The organism is Sphingobium sp. (assembly GCF_035511395.1).
Classification (GTDB): Bacteria; Pseudomonadota; Alphaproteobacteria; order Sphingomonadales; family Sphingomonadaceae; genus Sphingobium.
This window is the reverse complement of the sequence record NZ_DATKFP010000089.1, coordinates 1-20,751: the sequence shown is the minus strand read 5'-3', so window position 1 is coordinate 20,751 and position 20,751 is coordinate 1. Positions and strand designations below refer to the sequence as shown.

General features: G+C 62.7%; 17 protein-coding genes. 13 read left to right on the top strand and 4 right to left on the bottom strand.

What is annotated here, in order from left to right; translation table 11 throughout:
* From VMR39_RS05305 to VMR39_RS05280, 6 genes are all read left to right on the top strand, one after another.
* On the top strand, positions 1-1,438 hold a 1,438-nt coding region (locus VMR39_RS05305; protein WP_325414962.1), incomplete at its 5' end, for a hypothetical protein.
* Entirely contained in the window at positions 1,435-1,953 is a 519-nt protein-coding gene (locus VMR39_RS05300) for an acetyl-CoA carboxylase biotin carboxyl carrier protein (protein WP_325414961.1), read from the top strand. The genes VMR39_RS05305 and VMR39_RS05300, both read left to right, overlap by 4 nt.
* Before the next feature lie 5 nt (positions 1,954-1,958).
* Positions 1,959-3,323 (top strand): acetyl-CoA carboxylase biotin carboxylase subunit, encoded by a 1,365-nt coding sequence (locus tag VMR39_RS05295; RefSeq protein WP_325414960.1) that lies wholly within the window; start codon positions 1,959-1,961, stop codon positions 3,321-3,323.
* Positions 3,324-3,328: 5 nt separating this feature from the next.
* Positions 3,329-4,786: a pyruvate carboxylase gene (locus VMR39_RS05290; protein ID WP_325414959.1), complete on the top strand. Its 1,458-nt coding sequence runs from the start codon at positions 3,329-3,331 to the stop codon at positions 4,784-4,786.
* Between the two features lie 4 nt (positions 4,787-4,790).
* A complete protein-coding gene (locus VMR39_RS05285; protein WP_325414958.1) occupies positions 4,791-6,341 on the top strand; it encodes a class I adenylate-forming enzyme family protein in 1,551 nt (516 codons plus the stop codon).
* Positions 6,341-7,564, top strand: coding sequence for a thiolase family protein (locus VMR39_RS05280; protein ID WP_325414957.1), 1,224 nt, complete (start codon positions 6,341-6,343; stop codon positions 7,562-7,564). The genes VMR39_RS05285 and VMR39_RS05280 overlap by 1 nt, the downstream gene beginning before the upstream one ends.
* A 33-nt stretch (positions 7,565-7,597) precedes the next feature.
* On the opposite strand, the gene VMR39_RS05275 is transcribed toward VMR39_RS05280, so the two are convergent.
* Positions 7,598-8,260 (bottom strand): GntR family transcriptional regulator, encoded by a 663-nt coding sequence (locus VMR39_RS05275; protein WP_325414956.1) that lies wholly within the window; start codon positions 8,258-8,260, stop codon positions 7,598-7,600.
* Positions 8,257-9,048: a 5'/3'-nucleotidase SurE gene (gene surE / locus VMR39_RS05270; protein WP_325414955.1), complete on the bottom strand. Its 792-nt coding sequence runs from the start codon at positions 9,046-9,048 to the stop codon at positions 8,257-8,259. Before surE ends, VMR39_RS05275 begins: the two co-directional genes overlap by 4 nt.
* 162 nt (positions 9,049-9,210) lie before the next feature.
* Between surE and VMR39_RS05265 the strand changes: the two genes are divergently transcribed.
* The 4 genes from VMR39_RS05265 to VMR39_RS05250 are packed head-to-tail and all read left to right on the top strand — an operon-like array spanning position 9,211 to position 12,707.
* Positions 9,211-9,960 (top strand): PEP-utilizing enzyme, encoded by a 750-nt coding sequence (locus tag VMR39_RS05265; RefSeq protein WP_325414954.1) that lies wholly within the window; start codon positions 9,211-9,213, stop codon positions 9,958-9,960.
* Entirely contained in the window at positions 9,957-10,577 is a 621-nt protein-coding gene (locus VMR39_RS05260; RefSeq protein WP_325414953.1) for a hypothetical protein, read from the top strand. Before VMR39_RS05265 ends, VMR39_RS05260 begins: the two co-directional genes overlap by 4 nt.
* Positions 10,578-10,581: 4 nt before the next feature.
* Positions 10,582-12,294 carry a pyruvate, phosphate dikinase gene (locus VMR39_RS05255; RefSeq protein ID WP_325414952.1) on the top strand — a complete coding sequence of 571 codons (1,713 nt, stop codon included), beginning with the start codon at positions 10,582-10,584 and terminating at the stop codon, positions 12,292-12,294.
* Positions 12,291-12,707, top strand: a complete 417-nt coding sequence (locus VMR39_RS05250) for a hypothetical protein (RefSeq protein ID WP_325414951.1) — start codon at positions 12,291-12,293, stop codon at positions 12,705-12,707. Before VMR39_RS05255 ends, VMR39_RS05250 begins: the two co-directional genes overlap by 4 nt.
* 645 nt (positions 12,708-13,352) lie before the next feature.
* Here the strand turns inward: VMR39_RS05250 and VMR39_RS05245 are convergent.
* Positions 13,353-15,896: a TonB-dependent receptor gene (locus tag VMR39_RS05245; RefSeq protein ID WP_325414950.1), complete on the bottom strand. Its 2,544-nt coding sequence runs from the start codon at positions 15,894-15,896 to the stop codon at positions 13,353-13,355.
* A 146-nt stretch (positions 15,897-16,042) separates the two neighbouring features.
* A complete protein-coding gene (locus tag VMR39_RS05240) occupies positions 16,043-16,816 on the bottom strand; it encodes an SDR family NAD(P)-dependent oxidoreductase (protein WP_325414949.1) in 774 nt (257 codons plus the stop codon).
* A gap of 441 nt (positions 16,817-17,257) precedes the next feature.
* Here VMR39_RS05240 and VMR39_RS05235 point away from each other — a divergent pair, with 441 nt between their 5' ends.
* The 3 genes from VMR39_RS05235 to VMR39_RS05225 form a co-directional block, all read left to right on the top strand.
* Positions 17,258-18,907: a class I adenylate-forming enzyme family protein gene (locus VMR39_RS05235; protein ID WP_325414948.1), complete on the top strand. Its 1,650-nt coding sequence runs from the start codon at positions 17,258-17,260 to the stop codon at positions 18,905-18,907.
* Between the two features lie 14 nt (positions 18,908-18,921).
* On the top strand, positions 18,922-19,791 hold the full coding sequence (locus tag VMR39_RS05230; protein ID WP_325414947.1) for an amidohydrolase family protein: 870 nt from the start codon (positions 18,922-18,924) through the stop codon (positions 19,789-19,791).
* A gap of 17 nt (positions 19,792-19,808) precedes the next feature.
* Positions 19,809-20,751, top strand: a 943-nt coding sequence (locus tag VMR39_RS05225) for a Rieske 2Fe-2S domain-containing protein (protein WP_325414946.1), incomplete at its 3' end; no start/stop codon positions are given.

Sequence of the window (20,751 nt, the reverse complement as noted above, 5' to 3'; positions counted from 1 at the left end):
CGTCCCTTCCTATATGCTGCTCTCCTATCTCTGCTGCTATTATCGCTACCCGGCCTTGCTGCGAAAGATCGAGGCGAAGATGAAGGCCGAGGAGATTGGCGACCGGGCGCGCGCCATGGGTGGCAAGTTCGGCAACCTGCCCGGTTGGGGCCTCCCCACCTTTTTCCTGCTGGGGCGCGAAATCCTCATCAACATGGGTCTCCAGACCCCGGCCGACGATGCCGAGGATGTCGCCTATGTCATGGATTTCTGGCGCCGCTTCAAACTGGCGCAACAGCGTGAGGACGGACATCTGAATGCGCGCGAATATGGCCAGCGGGTGCAGTTGCTGCCCGAACGTCGCATACAGCGCTTCCATGCCGATCTGCACGCCTGTTCGAGCGGCGATCGCCTGCACAAGGCGTCGCAGAGTTTCCTCGCCACCATCTCCCAATATGGCTTTCTTGTGTCCTGCGAGAGCCGCTGCACGCTCAACAATAGCGGCCCCTACAAGCTGGCCGACAATCGCGAGATGATCGTGCGCGATTTCTCCGATCTGGCGCAGGGCGATTATCCCTGGCTGGACGGCGTGGCCGACGCCATTCCCTATCCGAACCTTACCGTCACCATGGAGGCGACCGATTGCCACTTCTATCTGATGGACGATTGGGGCAGCTTTGAATCGAAGCCCGAATTTACCGCCGAGAAACTGACCGGCGTGGGCCTCTACACTTCCGACGCTCTGACTGAAAATTACGTGCCGGTCGGCATGGGATCGGCGGAGGAGCTGGCGGAGACGTTCGAGACACTGACCGAAACCTTCCGCACCGCGACCGTCGAACTGTGGAAGAATATGGCCGGCTGGTCGCGCGACCAGATGATGGATGCCGGCGCGCTGGTCTATTTCAGCCTCATCAAGGATTTCGCCCATGTCGCGGGCGTCTATGATGTCGATGACTGGATGAAGATCGACGAGCGGGCAGATCGCTTCCGGCCGCTGCTGAACGACGAATTCGGCCGCGATTTCCTGGGCGAGCTGGTGGGGCTGGTCGACCTGCCCAGCCAGCAGCTGCATGACTATGCGATGATGATGCATAATGGCCGCCCGGCCCGCTACATCTCGCACATCCCCCATGCTGTGCTAAACGGGGAGGGGGCCGCCAGCGAAGCGCATGTGGCGCCCGGCATCTCTCATCTGACCGAGAAGGTCGATCGCTATGTGACGAGCGCGGGGGCGCTGACCCTCGCGGACTATAATGCGCGCGCATCGACCTTCCGCCCGGCGCAGATGCAACATCCCTATCGTTTCCTGTGCGACAGCAGCGTGCGGCGCGAGCCTGCCAGTGCAGAGGTCGAGGCGCTCTATGCCCTTGAACAGGAACAGTCGCGGCTGCTGAAGGGCAGGGGCGCTGGGCTGACGCGCGACCAGATAGAAGCCTTACGGGAGACAAAGGCATGACCGGGCCAAAACAGGACGGATCGCTTGCGGATATCGAGGCGCTGATCGCCGATTTCCAGTCCTCGGGCATGCGCGAACTGCATGTGCGGGCAGGGAATGTCGAAATCTATCTGTCGACCGATCCGTCGGCTTCGGGATTGGGGGCGCAGGCCCTTGCCGTGCGGGTGGAACCGATCGCACCGGCCGCTGCTGCTGCGGCAACGACGCCGGCTGCGGCATCGGCGCCAGCGTCCGCGACGGTGTCAGCCACTGCGCCGTCCGATCTGCCGGACAATGCGATCATCGTCCGCGCGCCTTATCTCGGTACTTTCTACCGCTCGCCCAAGCCCGGTTCGCCGGTCTATGTCGATGTCGGGTCAGTCGTCACCGACGACACGGAAATGTGCCTTGTCGAGGTGATGAAGCTCTTTACCGCCGTTCGCGCGGGGCTGTCCGGTACGGTCTACGCCATCCTCGCCACCGATGGCGCGATGGTGGAGGCGGACCAGCCGCTCTTCGCCGTGATCCCGGGGTAACGACGATGGCCGTCAACCGCCTCTTCATCGCCAACCGGGGCGAAATTGCGTTGCGGATCGTGCGCGCGGCGCAGGGTCTGAATGCCGAAACCGTGGTCGGCATTTCCGATGCCGACCGAGGCAGCGCCGCCGCAAAGCTCGCCGACCGCGCGCTAGTCCTCGGCCCTGGCCCGGCGGCGAAATCGTATCTCGATCCGCGCCTCGTCGTTCATGCCGCGAAATCCGCTGGCTGCGACGCGCTGCACCCGGGCTATGGCTTCCTCTCCGAGCGCGCCATCCTGCCGCGCCTTTGCGCTGAGCATGGCATCGCCTTCGTCGGCCCGGAACCCGACATGATCGATGCGCTGGGCGACAAGTTGCAGGCCCGTGCCATGGCCAAGGCGGCAGGCGTGCCGCTGGTGCCGGGCAGCGGGGAAATTGCCAGCGCCGCCGACGCCCGCCGCGAAGCCGACCGTATCGGCTATCCGGTGTTGCTCAAGGCTTCAGCGGGCGGCGGCGGGCGCGGCATGGTGATCGCCAACAACCCGCAAGAGGTCGAAGCCGGCTTCCACAAGGCCAGCGCCGAAGCCCTTGCCGCTTTCAACGACGGCCGCCTGTTCATGGAGCGCTTCGTCCCCGAAGCCCGCCATGTGGAGGTGCAACTGATGGGCGACGGCACCGGCAAGGTCGTGCATTTCGGCGAACGCGACTGCTCGGTCCAGCGCCGTTACCAGAAACTGGTGGAGGAAGCACCCTGCACGGCCATGCCCGATCGCGTGCGCAAGCAACTCCATAAAGCCGCAGTAGCCCTCGCCTCCAGCGTCCAGTATCGCAATGCCGGTACGGCGGAGTTTCTTTACGACGTCGCTCGCGAGGAAGTCTATTTCATCGAGGTCAACGCCCGCATCCAGGTTGAGCACCCGGTAAGCGAGATGATCACAGGCTTCGACCTGGTGCAGGAGCAGATACGCATAGCCGGCGGGTCGCCGCTGTCGGTGACGCAGGACAAAGTCCGCGTCACCGGCCACGCCATCGAATGCCGCATCAATGCCGAGGATGTGGGCAAGGGCTTCATTCCCGTCCCCGGCCGCATCACCGGCTGGCAGGTGCCGCAGGGGGATGGCATCCGCCTCGACAGCCATATGTCGGAAGGCGCGATGATCCCGCCCTTCTATGACAGCATGATCGGCAAGCTGATCGTCCATGGCAGCGACCGCGCCGACGCGGTGGCGAAACTGACCGATGCGCTCGATGCTTTCAAGGTGGAGGGGGTACCGACGACGATCGGCCTGCACCGCGCAATCGTGCGCCATCCCGACTTTATCGAAAACCGCATCCACACACGCTGGCTGGAGCAGGTGCTGCTCGCCGACGGCACGCCACAGGAGTAACTGGTATGGCCCATATCACCTTCCTCGACGAAACCATGCGCGACGGGCAGCAGAGCTTGTGGGGTATGCGGATGCAGGCCGGCATGGCGCTGCCGGTGACGCCGATCATCGACCAGACCGGCTATAATATCATCAGCCTCGCCGGTTCTTCCCTGTTCGAAGTGCTGACTCGCCATTGCCAGGAAGATCCCTGGGCGGGCCTCGACCTCCTTATCGGCTCCATGCCCAATACGCCGCTGCGCGCGGGCTGCCGCTCCAACGGGTCCGTAACCTTCGGCTTTACCCCTGACGTCCTCATGGACCTGTGGGTGGATCGCCTCTGCGCCCATGGCATCCGCAGCTTCTGGCTGTACGACGTCCTCTTCAACATCGACAAGATGCACCGCCTCGCGAAGATCGCAAAGACCCACAATTGCCAAGTGGCGGGCACGATGCTCTTCACTTTGTCACCGGTCCACACCGACGACTATTATGCCGACAAGGCGGACAAGCTGTCTGCGCTGCCCGAAGTCGACAGCCTGCTGCTCTACGACACCGGTGGCGTGCTGGATCGCGACCGCATCTCGACGCTCGTGCCGGCCATCGTGGCCAAATCGCGCGGCAAGCCGATCGAGATGCACGCCAACAATATGCTCGGTCAGTCGGCCAAGACCTATATGGACGCGATCGAGTTCGGCGTGACCGTTTTGCACACCGCCGTCCGCCCGATGGCCAATGGTCCATCGATCCCGTCGATCGAGATCATGACGAAGAATGTCGAGATGATGGGCCACACCCATAATATCGACACATCGAAGCTGAAGCCCGTTGCCGACCATTTCGAACGGGTGGGCAAGGCGGCCGGTTTCCTGGTCAACCAGTTCTTCGAATATGACGTCACCGCACTGAAGCACCAGATTCCCGGCGGCATGATGGGCACGCTGCGCGCGCAACTGGTGCAGCAGAATATGCTCGACAAGCTGCCCGCCGTGCTGGCCGAAGTCGCCACCGTCCGCCGCGAACTCGGCTATCCCGGCATGGCCACGCCCTTTGCCCAGCTGGTCGGTACGCTCGCCGTGCTCAACATCGTCACCGGCAAGCGCTATTCGGTCGTTCCGGACGAAGTGATCCAGTACGCGGCGGGCTATTATGGCGATCCGGTGGCGCCGATCGACGCCCACGTCATGGACCAGATCATGGCGAAGCCGCGCGCGAAGGAAATCCTGGCCCACCCGCCTGAACAGCCAGACCTTGCCGAACTACGTCGCCGCCATGGCACTGGCGACGATGACGACGAACTGATCCTGCGCGCGCTGGTCCCCGCGTCCGACATTGAGAAGATGCGCAAGGCTGGCCCGGTCGCGCGGGATTATCCCACGCTGTCGTCGCCCGAACTGGTGCAGGTGCAGAAGCTGGTGAAGATGGCCAACGCACCTCTGGTCCAGATCAAGTCCAGCGCGCTCGACCTGACTCTACGGCGGTAACGCCATGCGAATGATCGACTATTTCGATCGCGGCTTGCGCATCGCCCATGACCGCCCTTGCATGATCGAGGGGGGCATACAGAAAAGCTATGCGCAGGTCGCAACCCGCGTGAACGCCATCGCGGCGCTGCTGATCGCGGATGGCTTCGCGCCCGGCGCCCATGGCGCCGTGCTGAGCGGCAACGCCATGGTTGCGTTCGAAGCGGTGCTGGGCATCCTGCGCGCGGACGGAGTCTGGGCGATGGCCAACAACCGCGCCAGCACAGGCGAAAACGCCTATCTGTTCGACCTGCTCGATATCGACACGCTCTTCGTCCATTCCGAAGTAGCGGACCGGATCGCGACCTTCCGCGCCGAATGCCCGAATATCCGCCGCTATATCGCGCTGGATCGTCCCTTCGCCGAGGCGGATTTCTACCTTGAGGACCGGGCTGATCCTGACGCCCCGCCAGTCCCGCAACGCCGCCCCGGCGACCCGCAGGAACTGGGCTTTCTTGCCAATACCGGCGGCACAACGGGCCGGTCCAAAGGCGTGATGCTGACCAACGGCAACTGGCAGGCGCTCGTGTCCAGCCTGGTCGCGTCCATGCCGATGACCACGCCGCCGGTGAACATGGTCGCAGCCCCCATGACCCACGCCGCTGGCCCGCTCGCTCTGGCCAGCATGGCGCTGGGTGGCACCGTCGTCATCCTGCCTAAATTCGATCCCGGTCCGGTGATCGAGGCGATCGAAAAACATCGCGTCACCTACATGTTCCTGCCGCCCACAGCGATCTACATGCTGCTGTCCCATTCGGGCGTGCGCGACGCGGATTTCTCCAGCCTCCAATATATCAGCTATGCCGGCGCGCCCATGTCGCTCGATCGCCTCAAGGAGGCGATAGAAATCTTCGGCCCGGTCATGAACGCCAGCTTCGGCCAGACCGAAGCGCCGATGTGCGTCACCGCCATGCCCCCGCACGAACATCTGAACAAAGCGGGCGAACTCGCCCATCCGGGCAGTTGCGGCCGCCCGAACCTGCTCTCCATCGTGGAGATCATGGACGATGACGGCAACATCCTGCCACCAGGCGAGCGCGGCGAGATCGTCGTACGCGGGCCACTGGTGATGGGGGGCTATTACAAGAACCCGGAAGCGACTGCGGAAGTCTCCGCTTATGGCTGGCACCACACCGGCGACATCGGCCTGCGCGATGCGGATGGCTGGTTCTATGTCGTGGACCGCAAAAAGGACATGATCATCTCCGGCGGCTTCAACGTCTATCCGGCGGAGGTCGAAAAGGCGCTGCTCGCTCATGACGCGGTGCAGGATTGCGCGGTCGTCGGCATCCCGGATGAGAAATGGGGGGAGGCGGTGATCGCCTTCGTTGAACCGCGCCCCGGCCATGCGCCGCAGGAAGCGACGTTGATCGCCTTCGCCCGCGAAGCGCTGGGCGCGGTCAAGACGCCCAAGCGGATCGAGATTGTCCGCCAGCTGCCCCGCACCAATGCGGGCAAAGTTTCACGCGCGGAATTGCGCAAGCCCTATTGGGAAGAGGCAGGGAGGAAAATCTGATGCGCGACGTCCATATCATCGGCGTCGGCATGACGCCCTTCGGCCGTCATCTCGACCGCACCCATAGCGACCTGGCGCAACAGGCCGTCACGCAAGTGCTGGCCGATGCCGGCGCGAAGGCCAGCGACCTTGGCATGGCGATCTACGCCAATGTCGTGCAGGGCTTCTTCGCCGGCGAAATGTCGATCCCCGGCGAATATGCGCTGCGTCCACTGGGCATACAGGGCGTGCGCGTGCTGCATGTGGAGGCCGCCTGCGCCAGCGCGACGATCGGCCTGCATATCGCGGCCGATTATATCCGCGCCGGCCTGACCGATGTGGCGCTCGTCGTCGGCGTGGAAAAACTCTACAGTAGCGACCGCGAAAAGCGCTTCGCCGTCTTCCAGCAGCCTTTGGATGCCGTGGAAGCGCAACGCTATATCACATCGACGCAGGGCATGCTCGCCCCCGCGCCGGAGGGACTGGACGGCCCCGGACCCAATATCATGATGGACGCCTATGCCGCGCAGGCCCGGCTCTACATGGCGACCTATGGCACGACCCAGCGCCAGATCGCGGCCGTCTCCGCCAAGAACCATGGCCACTCGCAATATAACCCGCTCTCGCAATATCAGAACGCGATGAGCATCGAGGATGTGCTGGCCGCCCCCAATGTCAGCTGGCCGCTGACCGTCCCCATGTGCGCCCCGATCAGCGACGGCGCGGCGGCGGCTATATTGTGCGTCGGCGACCTGCTCAGCCGCTTTCCGCAGGCGCGACCGGTGCGCGTGCTGGCGACCGAATCGCAGAGCGGCACCGACCGCGCACCCGACGACTATGCGGCCCATGTCACCCGCATCGTGTCCGTCCGCGCCTATGAAAAGGCCGGCATCGGCCCGCAAGACGTCCATGTCGCCGAAGTCCATGACGCCAGCTCCTCGGGCGAGATCGTCCAGGTCGAAGCGCTCGGCCTTTGCGCGCCGGGGCAGGCGGGCCATGACGCAGAAGCCGGCGCCACCGCGCTGGGCGGCCGCGTGCCCGTCAATGTGTCCGGCGGTCTGGTATCGAAAGGCCATCCGCTGGGCGCGACGGGGCTGGGCCAGATTCACGAACTCGTCACCCAGCTGCGCGGCACCGCCGGCAAGCGTCAGGTAAAAGGCGCCCGCATCGCCCTCGCGGAAAATAGCGGCGGCTTCTACGGCGTGGAAGATGGCCTGAGCGCTGTGACGATCCTAGCTTCTTAAAGTGCGCGCTGCGAAGAAAGATGGAGAAGATATTCAATCCATCTCAAACGCCAGATCTGGCAGGTCATCTACCATCATATGCGTCTGCGCGAACAGCGCTGCCACCGCCGCTTCCGCTGCCTCGACGTCGCCATCATTCACGGTCTGTGCGATCGCCCGATAGCCTTCCGTATGCGAATCCTGCTGAGCGCGCGTCTGGTAGGGGCGTATCTGCGCGCGGAACAGGTCGGCCCGGCGCAGCGGCGTCACCCGCGGCAGTTCCTGATTGCCCGCCACTTCGAACAGACAGTCATAAAAGGCCTGCCGCACCGCGATATAGGTTCGATGGTCGCCATCCTCGTCATGCCGCCGCGCCGCCTCCAGCGCGGCGTCCATCAGGCTGCGATTGGCATGGCCCGACGCTGCGCCCAGCCGCGCCGCCAACCGCACCAGCTGTTCCAGCACCTCCAGCAAGTCGCGCACCTCCCGCCGGGAGAGGCGATTGATATGCGCGCCGCGATAGCGGTGGATGGCAACGATGCCGTCCCCCGACAGATGGCGCAGCGCTTCCCGCAGCGATGACCGGCTGATCCCCAGCCTCAGCGTCAGTTCCGCTTCGACCAGATGCTGCCCCGGCACGAACTGGCCGGTGCGGATGCCGGATCGGATGGCGTCGGCGACCTTCTCGGTCGTGCCGATCGTGGCCGGCGCGTTCATGCCCGCACCGGCTCCGTCTCGAACAGCGTGCGGAACCCCGACAACTGATCGTGCGCCGTCATGTCCAACTGCATCGGCGTGATCGACACTGCATTGTCGCGCGCGGCCGCGAGGTCGTTTCCCTCGGCCGCGCCGCCGTCCGGGAAAGCGATCTTGATCCAGTAGTAGGGCACATGCCGCTCATCCACACGGCCCATCGGCCTGAAGGAGCCGGGTGGTCGCATCCCCTGAGTAGTGACGCGCACGCCCGTTACCTGATCCAGCGGGCAATGGGGGAAATTGACGTTGACGAAACTGCCCTGTTTCCATTCCAGCTCCAGCAGCTTGGGCAATATCTGCGCGGTATAATGGCGTGCCGTGTCCCAATGCACCGGCGTCTGGTAACTCCATATCTGGCTGAGCGCGATGGACGGGATGCCCAGCATCGCTCCCTCGATCGCCGCCGACGCGGTGCCGGAATAGGTGATATCCTCCGCCAGGTTCGGCCCGCGATTGATGCCCGACAGCAGCAGGTCGGGCTTTTTGTCGCCCAGTAGCTCATAGACGCCCAGCAGCGCACAGTCTGTCGGCGTGCCCTTCACCGCGAAATGCCGTTCGTCGCGCTGTTTCACCCGGATCGGGTAGGAGAGGGAGAGGCTATGCCCCGCGCCCGACCGTTCCTCATCCGGGGCCACGACCCACACATCGTCACTATAGCGACGCACCACTTCTTCCAGCAGCAGGATGCCCGGCGCGTCGATGCCATCGTCATTAACGATCAATATGCGCGGATTGGACTTGGCGGTCACACATTCTCTCCCGGACTTGCTTCTTTGCGGCCACGCTAAATGAGTCGGAGTTTGCCGTCAATATCGTCCGACGATTTCATCTGTCAGATGCTTGACAGCCAAGTCACGACCCGGCACATCAGAGGACGAGCGCAGACTCGGGTAAAAGCACAGGAGAGAGGCATGGGGGCGAACTTGCCCATCGACACCGCGCAGAAAGGACGCCCGCCGGCTTCGCCGCTGGTGGAGGCGACTTTGAGCCTAGTGCGGGAAAGGCTGCGGACACGCTTCGCGCAATCGGGTCAGGACTGGGATGCCTTTCGCACCAGCGGCTCGACCCTGACCAAGGCTGATATGGAGGATGTGGAACGGCGGCTGCTCGCCACCGGCCATCGCTTCGACTGGTCGGCCGGCATTTCCGTCGCGGAACGCCCCGACATCTATAAATCGCGCGGCGACGGCGATCAGGTAGACGAAAGCTTCTCCCACCCCGACGCGCCACAGGGGGAGCCGGACGACATGGGCCGGGCGCTCGCCGGCGTGGGTGACAATGTCGTGCGCCATGACGCCGATGTCACCGGCATCGCCCGCTTCATCCGCACCAATGAGCGCGTACTCGATTATCTGACCAACGGCGTCCCGCCCGGCATCATCGCCGTCATCGACGACAGCGGCGGCACGCTGACCGCGCCAATCATCGAGCAATTTACCGGCGTCATCTGCGCTGGCGGCACGGTGCGGTCGCATCTCGGCATCCTGACCCGCGAGTATAATATCCCCTGCCTAATGAATGCGAAGATCGCCGGCATCGCCGATGGCGATACGGTGACAATCGAGGCAACGGCGGCCGCCAAGACCACCGAGGATTATCAGCAGGGCGTGGAGCGCGTCGGCCGCATCTGGCGCCTCGTCAAAGAGGAGGCCGCCGCATGATTGATGCCGCAAAAATAGACGAGCGCGACCTGGTTTTTCATGGCGTCGCCATCAAGCGCCACGCCGGCACCGCCGCCATCGCCGCGCTGGTCGGCCTGCCCGAACCGCGCGTATCGACCCTGCTGGCCGACGCGGTGGCGACCGGTCGGGTGGTCGATACCGGCGACGCCTTCATCCTCGCGCCGCTGACCCGTGTGGCCCTGGAGGCGCGCTACGGCCTGCATTTCGCCCATCTGCGCGAGGACAAGGCGTTCGAGAATGCCTATCTCGCCTTCGAACGGGTAAACAAGAACCTCAAGCAGGTCATCACCGACTGGCAGACGATCAGCGTCGGCGGCAACAAGGTCGCCAACGACCATAGCGACCGCGCCCATGACGAAGCGGTGATCGACCGCCTCGGCGAAGTGCATGAGCAGGTCGAACCGATCCTGGTCGCCCTGTCCAGGGGATGGCCGCGCATGAATTTCTACGCCGAAAAGCTGCTCGCCGCCCTCGAAGCCGCCGAAGATGGCGAGCATGAATGGGTCAGCGACATTCGCCGCGACAGCTACCACACCGTTTGGTTCGAACTGCACGAGGATCTGCTCCGCATCATGGGCCGGGTCCGGGAGGAATAATCTGATGTCATCCAACTGGACCGTCCGCCTGGACGGCACGACGCTGCCCGACCGCAGCCTGATCGGAGGGAAGGCCTGGTCGATCGCGCGGATGAGGGGGATGGATCTGCCGGTCCCGCCAGCCTTCGTCATCACGACCGCCGCCTGCAACGCCTATCTGGCGCAGGGCGATTTCCCCGAGGGATTGGAGGCGGAGATCGAAGCCGGCCTCGTTTGGCTCAACGACGCGACCGGCCGCAGCTTCGGCGGCGCCGAAAAGCCGCTGCTCCTCTCAGTCCGTTCGGGCGCCGCCATTTCCATGCCCGGCATGATGGATACTGTGCTGAACCTCGGCATCGACGATGCAGCCGAAAGCGCGCTCGCCGCCGAATCCGGCCTGCCGGATTTCGCCCGCGACACGCATCGCCGCTTCCTCGAACTCTACGCCTCGATCGTGCTGAAGATGCCGGTCGAACTGGAGCATGGTGGCACTCCAGAGGAATGGCGCGCGGCCGTGGCCGTTCCGGCCTCACCCAGAGAATGCCTGACCGGCGCCATCCGCGCCGTGTTCGACAGCTGGAACACCCGCCGCGCCAAGAAATATCGAGAGCATAACAATATCCCGCACGATATGGGCACCGCCGTCACCATTCAGGCGATGGTGTTCGGTAATCTGGACGATCGCAGCGGCACGGGTGTCCTCTTCAGCCGCAATCCGTTGACTGGCGAAGCATTGCCCTACGGCGAATATCTGCCCCGCGCACAGGGGGAGGATGTCGTGTCGGGCAAGTTCACGCCGCTCGGCCTCGACGCCATGCACGATCTCGATCCGGCGGCCCATGCCGCCCTGCTCGACGCCTCATCCCGGCTGGAGCGAGAGCATTGCGACATTCAGGATATCGAATTTACAGTGCAGAGCGGCACCCTCTATCTGCTTCAGGCCCGCTCGGCCAAGCGCGCCCCCGACGCGGCGGTGCGCGCGGCGGTGGAGATGGTTGGCGAAGGATTGATCGACGTCGATCAGGCGCTGGCCCGCGTCAGCCCGGAACAGGTGCGCGCGCTCCTGCTGCCGCGCCTCGGCGCCGGCGCGCAGGATGCCGCCATCGTCGCGCAGGGGGAGGGGGCCTGTCCCGGCGTCGCCTGCGGTACCGTCGTCACTGACCCCGACGAGGCGGAGCGCCGCGCCGCTGCCGGAGAAGCGGTCATTCTGGTCCGCGCCACCACCAGTCCCGACGATATCCATGGCATGATCGCTGCGAAGGCGGTGGTGACGGAGCAGGGCGGTTCCACCTCCCACGCCGCCGTCGTCAGCCGCGCGCTCGGCCGCCCCTGCGTGGTCGGCGTAGGTGATGGGAAGGGGCCGCAGCCCGGCGCCCTCGTCACCGTCGATGGTGAGACGGGCCGTGTCTATGCCGGCGAACTGCCGGTGGAAATGCCCGACGAGGCCGGCGACGCCCGGCTTGCCCAGCTGATCGACTGGGCGCGCGATCGCAGCCCGGTACGCGTCCTGCGCCCCGCCGATGCAGTGGGCATTGACGGCATGGTCGATATCGACGCGCTCTGGTCGGGCGGCGAGCCGGATGAACTGCCCGCGCTGCTCCAGGGCGCTGCTGCGGCGCGCGGCGCCACCCTCGCCAACCCCGACACCGCTCGCATCGCGCGCGCGCAGGGGGTGCGGACCATCGTGACCGAACCGGTGCTGCCCGCGCTGCTCGCCCTGCTGGGGGAAGCTGCATGACCGATATCGTTACAGACACGCGCGCCCTGCTGCGCCTGTTCCGCCAGTCCGGCTATGCCGACATCCATCTGCGTTCCGGCGATTATGAGCTGTTCGTCGCCCGCCCCGGCGGCGGCGCCAACCCGCTCCACGCGCAGGTCGTCGCAGAGGCGGCCGCTGCGCCGTCAGCCGCTGCTCCGATGGAGACGGAGAAGGTGGAACAGCTCGTCTCCGCGCCGCATATCGCCTCCTTCGTGTCTGCCCTGTCAGTGGGTAGCACCGTGGTGGCGGGCGATGCGGTGGCGCGGATCGAACTACTCGGCGAACCGATCGACCTCTGCGCCGATCAGCCGGCTCTCGTCACTGAAGTGCTGGCGGAACCGGGCGCGCTGGTCGAATATGGGGCTCCTTTGGTGCGATTGCTCGCGGCGTGACATCATTGGGCAGCGAGACTTACGCGCGGAGCGCGTTAGTCGCAGCGGTTTGGGCGCTGCGTTCCATCGCCTGCGATGCAGCCACTTAACTCAGCAGTCACCCCATTGAACGCTGGGTTTCGGGAGATGAAGCGCTACGTGGCCTGACATCCCAGCCTTCGCTGGGATGTCAGAAGAAGTCAGTCCGCCATCTACCCAAATCAACCAAAGGGCGCCGCCCCATACTACCCAAGCCAGTTCTGACACCCTTCAATTCCCGTCCGTACACCCCCCCCCCCGCAAACGACGCCCAGAGTCCACAGCGCCGGTTTAGGCAACAGCGTCCATTGAATCAGCGCAATTCTGTTCGTGCTGGGTATGTCTGAGCGCAGTCGAAGACCCGTATAGAAACATGGGCGCAGTGCTTGATCCTTCGACACGGCATTTTGATTTCGCTCAATGGTTACTCAGGACGAATGGTTTGCACTTAACTGGGTTTCGTAGACCAAGCTGCCTCTTGGGGTCAGACTTGGACGCACGGATTGGTCGATATGGGCTATGACATGGTTGGTCGCGATGCTATGTGAAACGGAATCTCGCGGGGTAGAGCTTATTGCTTGGGGCGGAGCGAAGGAAAGAAGCCTCTCCCTCACTCCGCCGCTTGCGTCAGAATTTTACTCCGACAGTGACGCCGTAGGTCCGGGGTTCGGCATAATAGCCGCCGCCAAAGCCAAGCTGGCCATAGTCGATGCTGCGTACGAAATCCTTGGCGTTGGTGAGGTTCTTGACCCACAGTCGGACTTCGCCCTCGCCGCCGCCCAGAGGAATGCCATCGATACCGATCTGGGCATCGACCAGATCGATATCGTCGCCCTTGAGCTGTTCATTGAATGGCGATCCGACCGAACTGCTGAAATTATATTTCCCATCCTCATGGGTATAGCCGATGCGGCCGCGCAGGGTCGCATTACCCCAATTCAGGGGGAATTGTGCGTTGAGCGCGACATTGGCGGTCAACGGTGAGGTGAAGCCCGGCGTCACGATCGACGCGATGTTGACGGGCGGGGCGCCTGCGGTCGGGGACTGGCCCGCAAGGAACTCCTTATACTTGATGTCGATATAGCCAAGGCTGCCGTCCAGCGAGAAATTGTCGCTGATAATGGCCTGCGTTTCGACTTCGAAGCCATTATACTCGACCTTGCCCGCATTGATGATCCGGGTCGCGAAAGTTCCTACCGGGGCATTCGTCACCGGGCCAAGAACCGCGAGATCGTCATAGATATTGTGGTACGCGGCCACGTTGAAACGAAGCCGGCGATTGAACAGCTCGCTCTTCAGCCCGATTTCATAGGATGTCACCTTCTCCGGCCTGAAACTGCCGAGTTGGTTGGTGCCGGTGATGGCCGGATCCTGCGAGTTGAAGCCGCCCGAGCGATAACCTGTCGCCGCCCGTGCATAAAGGTTGATGCCATCTGCGACATCGTAGCCCGCCATCAGATTCCAGGTGAACTTGCTGAACCTGGCATCGCCCGCTTCGGGCACGGCCAGAGGTGCGGCCCCGTTCTGGAAACGGACCATCCGCTTGGCGTCCCAGGTGTAGCGCCCGCCCGCCGTCAGGCGCAGGCCGCTGTCGCGCCCGCCGGGATAGAATGTGGCCTGGCCATAGACAGCCGTGCTTTCGCTGGTCGTGCTGTAGGCGAGGCGAGCGAGCGTCTGGACCAGTCGATAGCGCGCCGGATTGGCAGCGGCGAAGCTCGGCCCCAGCGCGCCGAAATTGGCGAGGAAGATGGCGTTGGTGTCGAGGACAAACCCGCTGTTCTGATAGCCGTCCTCAGACCCCTTTTCCCAGAAATAGAAACCGCCAACGACCCAGTCGAGCGTGCTCGTATCGCCCGAAATTTCGATCTCCTGGCTGAACTGCTTGTGACGGCGGCTATTGTCGATGTCGAACAGATCCTGCGTGATCCTGGGGACGGCGGCGGCTGCAATGAACGGTCGGGCACTGGCCGGGATCGATGGAATATATTGCAGTAGCGACGCTGGCATCCCGTTGAACAGCGTGGCATTGGAAAATGCCGGGCCGGTGATCGCGCCGATACCGTCCAGATCCGTCACATAATCGCTATTCCAGAAGCGATAACCGGTCGTCGACTTCACCTTGAACCCGCCAAAATCGTTCTGGACCTGAAGATTATGACCCCAGCTCTTGTCCAGCGCGCTGCTCAATATGTTGTTGCACACCTGGTGGCGGTATGTGCGATCAGCAACCGCGAGTGCGGCGCATTCGGGGTTGGCGAAGGTTGCACCTGCCAGATATTGGGCGACCGGAGCCTGTTGTGTCACCAGTACCGGCTGGCCGTTGATCAGGATCGGCGGGTGGTATGTGCCGTCCGATACGTTGGTCAGGATGAAGGGCAGGGGTGTGCCGTTGATGCGATTCCAGTCGAAGACATATTGGATGCTGCCTGATCCGCCCAGCTCGATCCTCGCCGCGGCCCGGAATGCATCGGACTTGCGGGCGCCGGGATCCTTGGAATCGCGCGGTTGCAGAATATTGTCGACCAGCCCGTTACGTTCGCTGTGGCTGTAGGAAAAGCTGGTTGAGATGCCCGCGATTTCGCCCGGATCAAGCGTGATCTTCCCATTCCAGGCATTGAAATTGCCATAGCCTGCCTCCGCTTTCAGGCGGAAGGTCGAGGAAGGAGAACGTGAGATGAAGTGCATTGCCCCGCCGGTCGTATTGCGGCCGAACAGCGTGCCCTGCGGCCCGCGCAGCACTTCCACCCGCTCGATATCCATGACGCTGAGGCCCATTGCGCCGCCGCGTGCGATGTAGACGCCGTCGACATAGAGACCGTTTGCGGCGTCGACGCCGAAGCTTTCGCTGCCGCCGTTGGAAATGCCGCGCATGGAAAAGACGGCGGCACTGTTGCTGACCGTGCCCTGGGTGATCACGACATTGGGGGCAAGGCCGCTCAGGTCGCGACTATCCTTAATGCCCAGCTGCTCGACCTTTTCGGAACTGATGGCGCTGATGGCAATCGGCACGTCCTGCAGATTTTGCGTGCGCTTCTGCGCTGTCACGATGATTTCATCCAGTCCCGGCTGGGCCGGCGCGGCGCTCGTCTGGGCCAATGCCTGGCCCGCCATCGCGAGACCGCTCGCGCCGATCAGTAGCTGAAATACCGGGTGTGCGTAGCTTTTCGGCATCCTGTTTCTCCCCATGATCTTTTTCTGATTCTCAAAATGAACATATGCGGAATAAATGTCAATTATGAATACGCAAATGAGCCATTCAACCGCTTCATAAACAATGTTGCCCTTGAAAATATCGACAAAAATTCCGTGTTACGTGCTCATTCGGGCATGTAGAGCTGTGCCGCCTTGCCGCCGTCGACCGGCAGGGCCGCGCCGGTGATGTAGCTGGCCGCGTCGGACAGCATGAACACGATGGCTTGGGCCAGCTCCTCCGGCAGGCCGCCTCGTCTCATGGGAATGGCATCCGTCGTCCGGGCCGCTATTTCGGGCGCGCGTGCGGCGAATTCCTCTGTTCCCGCAGTCTGCACTTGTCCGGGAATGATGGCATTGACGCGAATGCCCATCGGGGCGCCCTCCATCGCGGCGACTGCAGTGAAATGCAGCAATGCTGCTTTTGACGCGGAATAGCTTGCCATGTTGACGGTAGCGCGAATGCCGCATGTTGAGGCGATATTGACGATCGAGCCTTTGCCTGCTTTCGCCATGACCTCCATCGCGGCCTTTGTGCTGACGAATGCGGCATCGGCGTTGACGGCAAAATCCTTGCGCCAATGGTCGAGCGTCAATCTGCTGATAGGCGCGTAATGCGTCGCCATGGCGTTGTTTACCAGCATGTCGAGCCGGCCGTGATTTCGCGCTACATCCTCGATCATGGTCGCGAGGGAGCCGGTGTCGGCTACGTCGAGCTGGACGCTCTCGACACGTCCGCCCTCCGCTTCGATCTTCGTGCGCGCACTGTCGAGCAGCGGAAGGCGGCGCCCGCAAATCACCACTTGCGCGCCGCGCCGCGCTATCAGGGCGGCAGTTGCGAGGCCGATGCCGTCGCTGCCGCCGGTAACGATCGCGACACGCCCCTCGAAATCCTGGATCATCCGACTTCCACCTCTCCAAATCTGAAATCCGCGTGCCTTTTTCATCCGCGGCTCGGCTATTAGGATTTCGAAAAATGCGGAATTTGTAAATCATAAAAATACGAATCTATAAGGAACGTCTGACGTTATGGATGGTCTTTCGTCGCATGAACGGTCGCGACATTTCTAATTTAATCGTTCATATATAACTGAGAAATATACATTTAATTGACCGCCTTTCCGGGCTGAAATCCTTTCTCGTCGACGTTTTTTATATGCGGAAAAAATATGTAGTTGAAATACGCGATATGAGGAATAGAGTTGGTCGGGAGAACAGGACAACGAATCGAGGGAAGCGGGATGTCGGGATTGACGTCGGTCATTGGGCTTAGCGGGAGCATGGAGGCGGGTTCGCACGCGATGGCCCCGGTCGGCAGACATCGCGCCACGGTGTATTGAGCAATGGGCAGGATTGATCCGGTTTTCGCGGCGGTCACGGCGCCGGGCACGCCGTTCGAGATCGGCGAGCAGGAAGGGCTGCGTTTTTTCGTCAACGCGCCAACTGATCTCAACCAGTTGATCGAAAGCGCGCGACGCTTTGACGAGCGCAGCTGTGTCGTCGATTTCGACGGGCCGCTGGGGGAACGTCGGCTGAGCTTTGCGGAGATGTTCGCCTGGCGCGATCGGCTGGCGGCGCATCTCGCTATCAAGCGTGGCGATCGCGTCGCTATCTGTCTGCGCAACCGGGCCGAATGGATGGCCGCCTTCCTTGCGGTAGTTAAGCTGGGCGGGATCGCAGCTCTGCTCAACAGCCGTGGATCGCCCACTGAACTGGCGGCGATGGTGGACGAAGTCACGCCCGCGCTGGTCCTGGCCGATACGGATCGAGCGGCCTTGCTGCGCGAAGGGGGCTATGAAGGGCCGCTGATCGACCTGGCCCGGCCATTGGAGGATCGCGGCATTGCCTCGCATGATGGTCTGGCCGCCAGTCCGACCGACCCGTGCGCCATACTCTTCACCTCCGGCACGACCGGCAGGGTCAAGGGGGGCGTTTTGTCCCATCGCAGCCTGATCACCGGCCTGCTCGGCACGCAGCTCACAGGGTCGATGGTGCTGCACAATATGGCGCGCGAATATGGTGTGCCGGTCGAAACCATGATCGCGCAGGTTCCGACTCAGGCCATTTTGCTGGTGTCGCCGCTCTTCCATATTTCAGGTCTGGGATCGGGCTTTCTCGCGCCGTTTTTGTCGGGCGGGAAAATCGTAATCATGCGGCGCTGGGATGCTGAAGAGGCAGTCGGCCTGATCGAGCGGGAGCGGGTTACGCAATTGGCGACCGTGCCGACCATGCTATGGGACATGGTGCATAGGGCGCGACTGACCGATGCGGATCTGAGTTCCTTGCGCAATATCGGATCGGGCGGGCAGGCGCTGCCGCTCAACCTGCTGGAAGAAGTGCAGGCGCTCTGTCCCCAGGCGCTGATGGGGGTCGGTTATGGCATGACCGAGACATCGGGTGCGATCGCGCAGGCCGTGGGAAAGGATTTCCTGGCGCGGCGAGCGTCGGCCGGGCGCGTGCTGCCGCTGGTCGATCTGCGGATTGAGGGCGCGGACGGCAATCTTTGCGGCCCGAATGAAACCGGCGAGATCGTCGTACGCAGCGCCATGGTCATGAGCGGCTATTGGAACCGGCCGGAGGATACCGCCAGGACTTTCACGCCGGACGGATGGCTGCGCACCGGCGACATCGGATATCAGGATGAGGACGGCTATATCTTCATCGTCGATCGGGCCAAGGACATGGTGATTTCCGGCGGCGAGAATATCTATTGCGCCGAAGTCGAGCGGGTGCTCAGCGAAATGCCCCAGATCACCGAATGCGCGACCTTCGGAATCGCCGACGATCGGCTGGGTGAAGCGCTGGTGGCCGTCGTGCAGGCCGATGGACTGGACGCGCGGACCATTATAGACTGGGTGGCCGGGCGCCTCGCCCCTTACAAGGCGCCTGTTCTGGTCGCCTTCTCGCGCGAGCCTCTGCCGCGCAACCACGCCGAGAAAATCGACAAGATCGCGCTGCGTGCGCTGTGGCCGCAACTGGCTGCGAATAACTGAACGGGAGAGTTTCCATGGGATTTCCCAAGGACATAAAGATCATCGACTGCATGCTCGGCATTCCGGAAGCGGAGGATCGTTCGGAATGGTTCGCGCCGTTCCGCCCGCTGATCAAGGACCAGCAGACGCTGCAACAATTTGCCATGCCGGCCCAATATATGTTCAAGGACATTCCGCAGACCGGCAAGACCGATGATTTCGTCGCCTGGACCGTCGAGCAGATGGATCAGCACAATATCGACAAGGCACTGGTTGGCTGGAACGACAATGCGACATCCTATCGCGCCAAGGAAATGTTCGGCGACCGCTTCTTCTTCGATTTGCCCTGCGATCCGAACAGGGGGATGGAAGAAGTACGCCGCATCAAGCGCATCCATGCCGAGGTAGGCCTGTCGGCGATCAGCATCTTTCCGGCGGGTACTTTGCCGCAGGTGGCGATCAATCATAAATATATGTTCCCTCTCTATGCCTGCGCGGCGGAACTAGGTCTGCCCGTACTCCTCAATGCGGGGATTCCGGGGCCACGCATTCCGATGGAAACGCAGAAGGTCGAGCATCTGGACGAGGTCTGCTGGTTCTTCCCGGACCTGAAGATCGTCATGCGTCATGGTGCCGAGCCATGGGAGGCTCTGGCAGTCAAGCTGATGCTGAAATGGCCGAACCTATATTATTCGACCAGCGCCTTCGCGCCCAAACATTATCCAAAGGCGATCATCGACTACGCCAATACGCGCGGCGCCGACAAGATCATCTATGCAGGCTATTTTCCCATGGGCCTCAGTCTGGAGCGTATCTTCAGCGACATGGAGAATGTGCCCTTCAAGGATCAGGTCTGGCCGAAATTCCTGCGCGAGAACGCCATCAAGGTCTTTGACCTCAAATAACAGGACGGAGAGTTTCCATGACCAACCCGCAAGCCGCGAATGATGCGCGCACGCCGCCCGTTGCTGTCTGGCAGATACTTGAGAAACTGCGCGGGCAGGATCTGCTCGACTGGCGGCTAGCCGAGGTCGAGGGCCGTGCCTCCATCATGGAACGCAATCTCGACATCGGCATCCCCTTTGGCTGGTATCCGGTGTTGTTGTCGTCCGAACTGGCGTTGGGCGAGGTGAAGCCGCTGCGCTATTTCTCCAAGGATCTGGCCATCTGGCGAGGCGAGGATGGCAGAGTTCGCATGCTCGACGCCTATTGCAAGCATCTGGGCGCGCATATGGGCCATGGCGGCAAGGTGCATGGCAATCTGCTGGAATGCCCTTTTCATGCGTGGCGCTATGATGGTGACGAGGCAGCGGTGAAGGATATTCCCTATGCTCGCGTCATCCCGCCGCAGGTGAAGCGCAAATGCACCCGCAACTGGCACATCACCGAAGCCAATCGCTGGATCTGGGCCTGGTATCATCCGGAAGACGAGGCGCCGCTGTTCGACGTCGCCGTCTTGCCGGAGGCAAGCGATCCCGACTGGACCGATTTTGAAGTGCATGAATGGAATGTCTGGGGTTCGATCCAGAATATGGCGGAAAATGGCGTCGACGTCGCGCATTTCCGCTTCATCCATGGCACGGCGAATGTACCGCTGGGCGAACTGCGTTGGGGCGAATGGGGCCGGGGCGCTGACGTCAAGGCGAAGATGGGCACGCCATGGGGCGAGGTGGATGGCCTGATCAGCTACGACACCATGGGTCCGGGGCAGAGCTGGACGCGCTTCACCGGCATTTCCGAAACGCTGTTGATGGCTTGTCTGGCTCCGGTCGAACTGGATCATGTCCATGTCCGCTTCTGCTTCACGCAGCCGAGGGCGCAGGCGGAGGGCGAGCGCGCGGGCGTGGCCAAGGCGATCATCCGCG

Excerpts from the sequence above, each read along its gene's own strand:
- VMR39_RS05255 (WP_325414952.1), top strand. The coding sequence starts at position 10,582 with ATGTCATCCAACTGGACCGTCCGCCTGGACGGCACGACGCTGCCCGAC.
- VMR39_RS05235 (WP_325414948.1), top strand. The coding sequence starts at position 17,258 with ATGGGCAGGATTGATCCGGTTTTCGCGGCGGTCACGGCGCCGGGCACG.
- VMR39_RS05265 (WP_325414954.1), top strand. The coding sequence starts at position 9,211 with ATGGGGGCGAACTTGCCCATCGACACCGCGCAGAAAGGACGCCCGCCG.
- VMR39_RS05280 (WP_325414957.1), top strand. The coding sequence starts at position 6,341 with ATGCGCGACGTCCATATCATCGGCGTCGGCATGACGCCCTTCGGCCGT.
- VMR39_RS05230 (WP_325414947.1), top strand. The coding sequence starts at position 18,922 with ATGGGATTTCCCAAGGACATAAAGATCATCGACTGCATGCTCGGCATT.
- VMR39_RS05295 (WP_325414960.1), top strand. The coding sequence starts at position 1,959 with ATGGCCGTCAACCGCCTCTTCATCGCCAACCGGGGCGAAATTGCGTTG.
- VMR39_RS05290 (WP_325414959.1), top strand. The coding sequence starts at position 3,329 with ATGGCCCATATCACCTTCCTCGACGAAACCATGCGCGACGGGCAGCAG.
- VMR39_RS05240 (WP_325414949.1), bottom strand. The coding sequence starts at position 16,816 with ATGATCCAGGATTTCGAGGGGCGTGTCGCGATCGTTACCGGCGGCAGC.
- VMR39_RS05260 (WP_325414953.1), top strand. The coding sequence starts at position 9,957 with ATGATTGATGCCGCAAAAATAGACGAGCGCGACCTGGTTTTTCATGGC.
- VMR39_RS05245 (WP_325414950.1), bottom strand. The coding sequence starts at position 15,896 with ATGCCGAAAAGCTACGCACACCCGGTATTTCAGCTACTGATCGGCGCG.
- VMR39_RS05285 (WP_325414958.1), top strand. The coding sequence starts at position 4,791 with ATGCGAATGATCGACTATTTCGATCGCGGCTTGCGCATCGCCCATGAC.
- VMR39_RS05300 (WP_325414961.1), top strand. The coding sequence starts at position 1,435 with ATGACCGGGCCAAAACAGGACGGATCGCTTGCGGATATCGAGGCGCTG.
- VMR39_RS05275 (WP_325414956.1), bottom strand. The coding sequence starts at position 8,260 with ATGAACGCGCCGGCCACGATCGGCACGACCGAGAAGGTCGCCGACGCC.
- VMR39_RS05250 (WP_325414951.1), top strand. The coding sequence starts at position 12,291 with ATGACCGATATCGTTACAGACACGCGCGCCCTGCTGCGCCTGTTCCGC.